This is a genomic window from Pseudomonas sp. BF-R-19, assembly GCF_019956445.1.
GTDB lineage: Bacteria > Pseudomonadota > Gammaproteobacteria > Pseudomonadales > Pseudomonadaceae > Aquipseudomonas > Aquipseudomonas fluorescens_BH.
Map to the genome: position 1 here is coordinate 107,953 of NZ_JAHBDN010000035.1, position 7,826 is coordinate 115,778.

A 7,826-nucleotide genomic window follows, 5' to 3' on the forward strand; every position below is an offset into this window, starting at 1 on the left:
TCACCTCGCGTGTTTCTGTTTGGCGCCCGCACGCCTATAATGGCTGCCTTTTTCGCCCAATGATTTTGCGGAGCTGGTGATGGCCGAACGTAAGGCGTCTGTCGAGCGCGACACTCTGGAAACCCAGATCAAAGCCTCGATCAACCTCGATGGCACCGGAAAGGCCCGATTCGATATCGGTGTTCCTTTTCTTGAGCACATGCTGGACCAGATCGCCCGTCACGGGTTGATCGACCTGGATATTGTCAGCAAGGGCGACCTGCATATCGATGACCACCACACCGTGGAAGACGTCGGTATCACCCTCGGCCAGGCGTTTGCCAAAGCCATCGGCGACAAGAAAGGCATCCGTCGCTACGGCCACGCCTATGTGCCGCTCGATGAAGCGCTGTCGCGCGTGGTGATCGACTTCTCCGGTCGTCCAGGCCTGCAGATGCACGTGCCGTACACCCGCGCCACCGTCGGCGGCTTCGACGTTGACCTGTTCCAGGAGTTCTTCCAGGGCTTCGTCAACCATGCATTGGTCAGCCTGCACATCGACAACCTGCGTGGCACCAACACCCACCACCAGATCGAAACCGTGTTCAAGGCTTTCGGCCGCGCCCTGCGCATGGCCGTCGAGCTCGATGACCGCATGGCCGGGCAAATGCCATCGACCAAGGGCGTCCTGTAATGCAGACAGTCGCGGTTATCGATTACGGCATGGGCAACCTGCACTCGGTGGCCAAGGCCCTCGAGCACGTCGGTGCCGGCAAGGTGCTGATCACCAGCGATGCCAGCGTGATTCGCGAAGCCGACCGGGTGGTTTTCCCCGGCGTTGGCGCGATTCGCGATTGCATGGCGGAGATCCGTCGCCTCGGCTTCGATTCGCTGGTGCGTGAAGTCAGTCAGGACCGTCCGTTCCTTGGTATCTGCGTGGGCATGCAAGCCTTGCTCGACACCAGCGAAGAGAACGACGGTGTCGACTGCATTGGCCTGTTCCCGGGCGCGGTGAAGTTCTTCGGCAAAGACCTGCATGAAGACGGCGAACACCTGAAAGTCCCGCACATGGGCTGGAACGAAGTGAAGCAGAAGGTCAGTCACCCGCTGTGGCACGACATTCCGGACCTGGCGCGGTTCTACTTCGTGCACAGCTACTACATCGCTGCCGCCAACGCGCGGCAGGTGGTGGGTGGCGGTCACTACGGTGTCGATTTCGCCGCCGCGCTGGCCGAAGGCTCGCGTTTCGCCGTGCAGTTCCACCCGGAGAAAAGCCATACCCATGGCCTGCAGTTGCTGCAGAACTTCGCTGCGTGGGACGGTCGCTGGTAAATGGCAATCAAGAAATCCAAGCCGCCGATTCTGACCCTCACTCCCGAGCAGGAGAGCGAGGCCAATCGCAAGATCAAGCGCTTCATGGAAGACCGCTTCGAACTCGACCTCGGTTCGTTCGAGGCAGGGGAGATTCTTGAGCTGTTTACCCGTGAAATTGCTCCGCACTATTACAACAGGGCGATTTTCGATGTGCAGGCGCACCTCAAAGAGAGGTTCGAAAGCATCGAAAGCGACCTGTGGGCGCTCGAGAAAAACTGATTTCCGAGCCAAGCTGAACATTCAAATTTGAAGGTTTGCCAGATGCTGATTATTCCCGCTATCGATCTTAAAGACGGTGCCTGTGTTCGTCTGCGCCAGGGCCGCATGGAAGATTCCACAGTGTTCTCCGATGACCCGGTGAGCATGGCTGCCAAGTGGGTGGAGGGCGGTTGCCGTCGTCTGCATCTGGTCGACCTGAACGGCGCCTTCGAAGGCCAGCCGGTCAACGGCGAAGTGGTCACTGCCATCGCCAAGCGCTACCCGAACCTGCCGATCCAGATCGGCGGCGGTATCCGCTCCCTGGAAACCATCGAGCATTACGTGAAAGCGGGTGTGAGCTACGTGATCATCGGCACCAAGGCCGTGAAAGATCCAGCCTTCGTCGCCGAAGCCTGCCGCGCGTTCCCGGGCAAAATCATCGTGGGTCTGGATGCCAAAGACGGTTTTGTCGCCACTGACGGCTGGGCTGAAATCAGCACCATCCAGGTGATCGACCTGGCCAAGCAGTTTGAGGCCGACGGCGTGTCTTCGATCGTTTATACCGACATCGCCAAAGACGGCATGATGCAGGGCTGCAACGTACCGTTCACCGCCGCACTGGCTGCTGCAACAAAGATCCCGGTGATCGCTTCCGGCGGCATCCACAACCTGGGTGACATCAAGACCCTGCTCGACGCCAAGGCGCCGGGCATCATCGGTGCGATCACAGGCCGTGCGATCTACGAAGGCACCCTCGACGTCGCTGAAGCGCAAGCTTTCTGCGATTCGTACAAAGGCTGAGGACTGATCATGGCGCTGGCCAAACGCATCATCCCTTGCCTGGACGTGGACAACGGCCGGGTGGTCAAGGGTGTGAAATTCGAAAACATCCGCGACGCCGGTGACCCGGTGGAAATTGCTCGTCGCTACGATGAGCAGGGCGCCGACGAGATTACCTTTCTCGACATCACCGCCAGCGTCGACGGCCGCGATACCACGTTGCACACCGTTGAGCGCATGGCCAGCCAGGTGTTCATCCCGCTGACCGTGGGCGGTGGTGTGCGTACCGTGCAGGACATCCGCAACCTGCTCAATGCCGGTGCGGACAAGGTTTCGATCAACACCGCAGCAGTGTTCAACCCGGAGTTTGTCGGCGAAGCCGCGCAGCATTTCGGTTCGCAATGCATCGTGGTGGCCATCGACGCGAAGAAGGTTTCCGGACCGGGCGAAACCCCGCGCTGGGAAATTTTCACCCATGGTGGTCGCAAGCCAACCGGCCTCGACGCCGTTGAGTGGGCGAAGAAAATGGAAGGCCTGGGTGCCGGCGAAATCCTGCTGACCAGCATGGACCAGGACGGCATGAAAAACGGTTTCGACCTGGGCGTCACCCGAGCGATCAGCGATGCGCTGGGCATCCCGGTGATCGCCTCTGGTGGTGTTGGCAACCTGCAACACCTGGCCGACGGCATTATCGAAGGTCACGCCAGCGCGGTACTGGCGGCGAGTATTTTCCACTTTGGCGAATACACGGTGCAGGAAGCCAAGGCCTATATGGCCCATCGCGGAATCGTGATGCGCTAAGCACCAAAATCGATACAGGCCAGTGGACACCATGGCGTACCCAAGGCACTCTTGGGTACGCCATGGATTTCGGTAGCCAGACATGCTTAAACGCTTTCTTCTCGTTCTCGCCAGTGCTTCTCTGTTGCTCATCAACGGGGCGCACGCTGTCGAAAGCCCCGATACCGACCTGGTGTTGCTGACGGAGAACTTCCCGCCGTACAACATGGCGAAGAACGGCAAGAACTTCGCTCAGGACGAGAACATCAATGGCATCGCCACCGATATCGTCCGCGAGATGTTCAAGCGCGCCGACATTACCTACAGCCTGACGCTGCGTTTCCCTTGGGAGCGAATCTACAAACTCACCCTGGAAAAACCCGGCTACGGCGTATTCGTCATGGCGCGGTTGCCGGATCGCGAGAAGCTATTCAAATGGGTCGGCCCAATTGGCCCGGACGACTGGATCATGCTGGCCAAGGCTGACAGCAAGATCACCCTCGAAACCTTGAATGACGCGCGCAAATACAAGATCGGCGCCTACAAGGGCGACGCCATTGCCGAGACGCTGGCCAAGCAAGGCCTTAACCCGATCGTTGTGCTGCGCGATCAGGACAACGCCAGGAAGCTGGTCAACGGCCAGATCGACCTGTGGGCCACCGGTGACCCGGCCGGGCGCTATCTGGCGCGCCAGGAAGGGGTTAACGGGTTGAAAACCGTATTGCGTTTCAACAGTGCCGAACTGTACCTGGCGCTGAACAAGGACGTGCCGGACGAGACGGTCACCAAGCTCCAGGCGGCGCTGGACCAGATGCGCAAGGAAGGGCGGGTGGACGAGATCATGGCGCAGTATCTCTAGGATTCAACGCCAACCCTGTAGTCATGCCCGGACCACTGTGGGAGCGAGCTTGCTCGCGATAGCGATCTGTCATTCAACAATGATGTCGACTGACACGACGCCATCGCGAGCAAGCTCGCTCCCACAGGGATTTTGCGGTGTAACTGCTAGCGGTATACGCCATCCTTGCCATGCGCCGCCGTCGCCCGGTTGCCGCGCACACTGATCATCTGCCGGATATCAATCCACTCGATCCCCTGAGCCTTGAGCCTGGGTAGTTCGTGTTCGAGCACCGCCAATGTCTGCGGATACGGATGCCCGATCATCACCGCTGAACCCTGCTTGTGCGCGAGGCTGATCGCTGTCTGCAACTGGGTCAGGATCGCAGCTTCTGTACGCTCATCGTCGAGAAACACATCCCGCGAAACGCTCGCCAAACCGATCTTCTGCGCTTGGGCGGCGGCCACGGTCTGGGCGCTGGTGCGGCTGTCGACGAAGAATTTATGCCGACGCTGCAAATCCGCCATCAACCACGCCATGGCGGCTGGCTGTGCGGTCATGCGGCTGCCCATGTGGTTATTGATGCCGCTGGTGTACGGGACCATTTTGAATGCGGCGTTCAGGCGTTTTTCCAGCTCGTCGACGGGCAACTCGGGATGCCAGGCGAACGGCCCGGTGGCCGGATCCATGGGCATGTGCAGGATGACGATCTTGCCGGCGCAATGGGCTTCGCGGGCGAATTCAGTGGCGTGGGGTGTGTCGGGCATGATTGCCGTGGTCACCGGGCCGGGCAGGGCGAGCACGCGGCGATCCCGGGGCAGGTTCTGCCCCAGGTCATCGATGATCAGGCTCAGGTAGGCTTTGTGGGGTGTCGATCCGGCGGGCTCTGCGTGAGCAACACCCGCCAGGCAACACAACAGACCAATCAGCAACCGCAGAAGCATCTCAACGGCCGGACGTGATGCTCAGCCCTTTGAGCAGGCTCAGGGCCTGGGCCAATTGGTAATCATCGTCCTGTGGCATAGGTTTGGCTTTGCCACTGGTGCCGGTCGGTTTGTCGGCGCCGCCGTTGCCGTTGCCCAGGTGACCCTGCAAGTCAGCTTCCTTGAAGTAATCGCTGTCCTGCTCGCTGGTGATCTTGGCCTTGCGTACTTCAATATCCGGCACGATGCCCTGGGCCTGGATGGAACGGCCGTTCGGCGTGTAATACAGCGCCGTGGTGATCTTCAATGCGCGCTCGTTGTTAAGCGGCAGAACCGTCTGTACCGAGCCTTTGCCGAAACTGGTAGTGCCCATCAGCACGGCGCGTTTCTGGTCCTGCAGGGCGCCGGCGACAATTTCCGAAGCCGAGGCGCTGCCGCCGTTGATCAGTACGACCATTGGCACGGCTTCGCTTTCGTCCTTGCCGGTGGCAGAGAAACGCAACTCGGAGTTGGCGATACGGCCCTTGGTGTAAACGATCAGACCCTTGGTGATGAAGTGGTCGACCACTTCCACCGCCGCTTGCAACACGCCGCCCGGGTTGTTGCGCAGGTCGAGAATGATACCCTTGAGCTTCTTGCCGTTGTCCTTGCGCAGCTTGGCCAGGGCCTTGGAAACCTCTTCACCGGTCTTGACCTGGAACTGGGTGATGCGGATGTAGCCGTAGCCCGATTCCAGCAACTGGCTCTTCACGCTCTTCACCTGGATGACGGCGCGGGTCAGGGTCACGTCGAATGGCGTGCCACCGTCGCGCACCAGGGTCAGGGTGATTTTCTGGCCGATCTTGCCGCGCATCTTGTCGACGGCTTCGGTCATGCTCTGGCCACGGGTCGGCTGGCCGTTGATCTTGACGATGAAGTCGCCGGCCTGAATGCCGGCCTTGGAGGCCGGAGTGTCGTCAATGGGCGACACCACCTTGATGAAGCCGTCTTCGGCGCCGACTTCGATGCCCAGGCCGCCGAATTCACCGCTGGTGCTTTCCTGCAGCTCGGCGAAATCTTCAGGGCCCAGGTAGGCCGAATGCGGGTCGAGGTTGCTGAGCATGCCCTTGATGGCATTTTCCAGCAGGGTCTTGTCGTCCACTGGTTCGACATATGCGGCCTTGATCCGGTCCATCACCTCGGCAAAGGTGCGCAACTCATCCAGTGGCAGTGGCGCCTTGGTGGTCGCAGCAGTGCCCGCAGGCGCAACCGCCGGCGCTGGTTGAGCGGCAAACGCCAGAGGCGCGCCGATCACCAGGGCGATCGTCAGGGCCAGCGAGGTAAGGCGGGACAAATGCAGCATGTCTAACAAACTCCTGAATTAGGTAACGCACTTATCCTTGCGCGCGGCACCATTGCGCCGGATCACTCGGGTGACCCTGCTGACGAATCGCGAAATACAATGCCGGTGTATCTTGTCCGCCACTGCTACCCACAGTGGAGATGGACTCACCGGCTTTTACCACGTCACCCGCAGACTTGAGCAGCGTCTGGTTATGACCATAAAGACTCAAAAAACCGTTGCCGTGGTCGAGGATCACCAGCAACCCGGCGCCTCGCAGCCAGTCGGCAAACACTACGCGACCACCATGCACCGCATGCACGGTGCTGCCGGCAGACGCGCCGATCATCACGCCATCCCACTTGGTCCGGGCATCGTCGCCACGGCTTTCACCGTAGCGCGCCAGCAGTCGACCATCGACAGGCCAGGGAAGTTTGCCGCGGGTTGACGCAAACGGGCCGCCAAAGGTCTCGCCGGAGCTGGAAACCAGTGCGCCAGGTGTCGATCTGACCGGTTTGCGTGGGGCATCGTCGCCGGCATCTGCCTGCGCCTGGGCCTCACGTAAACGCTTTTTTTCGGCTTCCTGCTGGGCAATCAGCGCTTTTTGTCGCGCTTCTTCTGCCTCACGGGCCTGGCGGGCCAGGGTTTCTTCAATGGTTTTAAGGACTTTAGACAGGTCTGCCTGATCCTGCTCGCGCGCCGCCAGTTTCTGATCGCGAGCCTTTACATCGTCATTGAGCTTGGCCAGGACTTGCTGGCGCTCCTTGCGGACTTTCTCGAGCTCGTCACGCTGGGTGTCGAGGCTGCTTTGCTGCACCAGCAATTGCGCCTGCTGCATGGCGATGTCTTTCTCGACATTGGACAGTTGGCGCAGGGTTTCGTTGAAATTCTTCAACTGTTCCAGGCGAGCCTGGCTCAGGTAGTCGTAATAGGTGAGGGTACGGGCGAATCTTTCCGGATTCTGTTGGTTGAGCAGCAGCTTGAGGTATTCCTGGCGACCGTTCTGGTAGGCCGCCCGGGCCTGAATGGCGATCAGTCGTTGCTGTTCAATGCGCGCGCTCTGGAGTTTTTTTTTCTCCGCATCGAGTCGCTGCAGCTCGGCTTCGCTTTTCTTCAGCTCTTTTTGCAGGGCATCGACCTGCTTCTCGAGCTTGCCCATTTCGGTTTCGGTGCCCTTGAGCTCTTTCTGCACACCGGACTTTTCTTCCTGCAGCTTGCCCAGCAGCTTCTTCAGCTCGGCAATGTCCTGACGCGTGGCGTCCAACTGTTGTTGGGTGTCCGCGCGCTCGTCAGCGAAAGCCGGTTGGAGCAGGCAGGTCAGGGCTAGGGCAGTCAGGATGCGGAGCATAGGGGTGGGCGGCACCAGGGAAAGGGACGGCCTAGTATGCCCGCCATGGGCGGCAAAAAAAATGCCCATTTCTGACTGTGTGATGACTGGAGCAGGATGCAGGGGCAATTAGTCTTCGAAACCACCACAAACCACTAATGAAATGGCTACCCCCGCCGCCCCCTGTGATCGCCCACTAAGCTTTCACAGGGGGCTTATCGGAGATCATTGCCATGAGCAAAGTAGCTATTGCCGCCATCGATCTGGGAAAACACACCTTTCATCTACATGCACAGGATGATCGTG

General features: G+C 59.8%; 9 protein-coding genes. 6 read left to right on the forward strand and 3 right to left on the reverse strand.

Annotated features, from left to right (window positions below; all coding sequences use genetic code 11):
• Positions 1 to 79: 79 nt before the first annotated feature.
• The 6 genes from hisB to KGB28_RS05715 all read left to right on the forward strand — a co-directional run bounded on the left by hisB (position 80) and on the right by KGB28_RS05715 (position 3,970).
• Positions 80 to 673, forward strand: a complete 594-nt coding sequence (hisB, locus tag KGB28_RS05690; RefSeq protein WP_003218037.1) for an imidazoleglycerol-phosphate dehydratase HisB — start codon at positions 80 to 82, stop codon at positions 671 to 673.
• Positions 673 to 1,311 carry an imidazole glycerol phosphate synthase subunit HisH gene (gene hisH / locus KGB28_RS05695; RefSeq protein ID WP_223443241.1) on the forward strand — a complete coding sequence of 213 codons (639 nt, stop codon included), beginning with the start codon at positions 673 to 675 and terminating at the stop codon, positions 1,309 to 1,311. Before hisB ends, hisH begins: the two co-directional genes overlap by 1 nt.
• Positions 1,312 to 1,572 carry a DUF2164 domain-containing protein gene (locus tag KGB28_RS05700; RefSeq protein WP_223443243.1) on the forward strand — a complete coding sequence of 87 codons (261 nt, stop codon included), beginning with the start codon at positions 1,312 to 1,314 and terminating at the stop codon, positions 1,570 to 1,572.
• A 42-nt stretch (positions 1,573 to 1,614) separates the two neighbouring features.
• A complete protein-coding gene (hisA, locus tag KGB28_RS05705; protein ID WP_027617356.1) occupies positions 1,615 to 2,352 on the forward strand; it encodes a 1-(5-phosphoribosyl)-5-[(5-phosphoribosylamino)methylideneamino]imidazole-4-carboxamide isomerase in 738 nt (245 codons plus the stop codon).
• Between the two features lie 9 nt (positions 2,353 to 2,361).
• On the forward strand, positions 2,362 to 3,132 hold the full coding sequence (gene hisF, locus KGB28_RS05710; protein ID WP_007972752.1) for an imidazole glycerol phosphate synthase subunit HisF: 771 nt from the start codon (positions 2,362 to 2,364) through the stop codon (positions 3,130 to 3,132).
• Between the two features lie 82 nt (positions 3,133 to 3,214).
• A complete protein-coding gene (locus KGB28_RS05715) occupies positions 3,215 to 3,970 on the forward strand; it encodes a substrate-binding periplasmic protein (protein ID WP_223443246.1) in 756 nt (251 codons plus the stop codon).
• Between the two features lie 146 nt (positions 3,971 to 4,116).
• Here the strand turns inward: KGB28_RS05715 and KGB28_RS05720 are convergent, their stop codons facing one another.
• Genes KGB28_RS05720 through KGB28_RS05730 form a run of 3 tightly spaced genes read right to left on the reverse strand, consistent with a single transcriptional unit; the run spans position 4,117 to position 7,541 of the window.
• Positions 4,117 to 4,893, reverse strand: coding sequence for a divergent polysaccharide deacetylase family protein (locus KGB28_RS05720; protein WP_223443249.1), 777 nt, complete (start codon positions 4,891 to 4,893; stop codon positions 4,117 to 4,119).
• 1 nt (position 4,894) lies between these two features.
• Entirely contained in the window at positions 4,895 to 6,214 is a 1,320-nt protein-coding gene (locus tag KGB28_RS05725) for a S41 family peptidase (RefSeq protein WP_150726520.1), read from the reverse strand.
• 31 nt (positions 6,215 to 6,245) lie between these two features.
• The gene (locus KGB28_RS05730; protein ID WP_223443252.1) at positions 6,246 to 7,541 is read right to left on the reverse strand and encodes a murein hydrolase activator EnvC family protein; all 1,296 of its coding nucleotides are present in this window, start codon (positions 7,539 to 7,541) and stop codon (positions 6,246 to 6,248) included.
• Positions 7,542 to 7,826 lie beyond the last annotated feature (285 nt).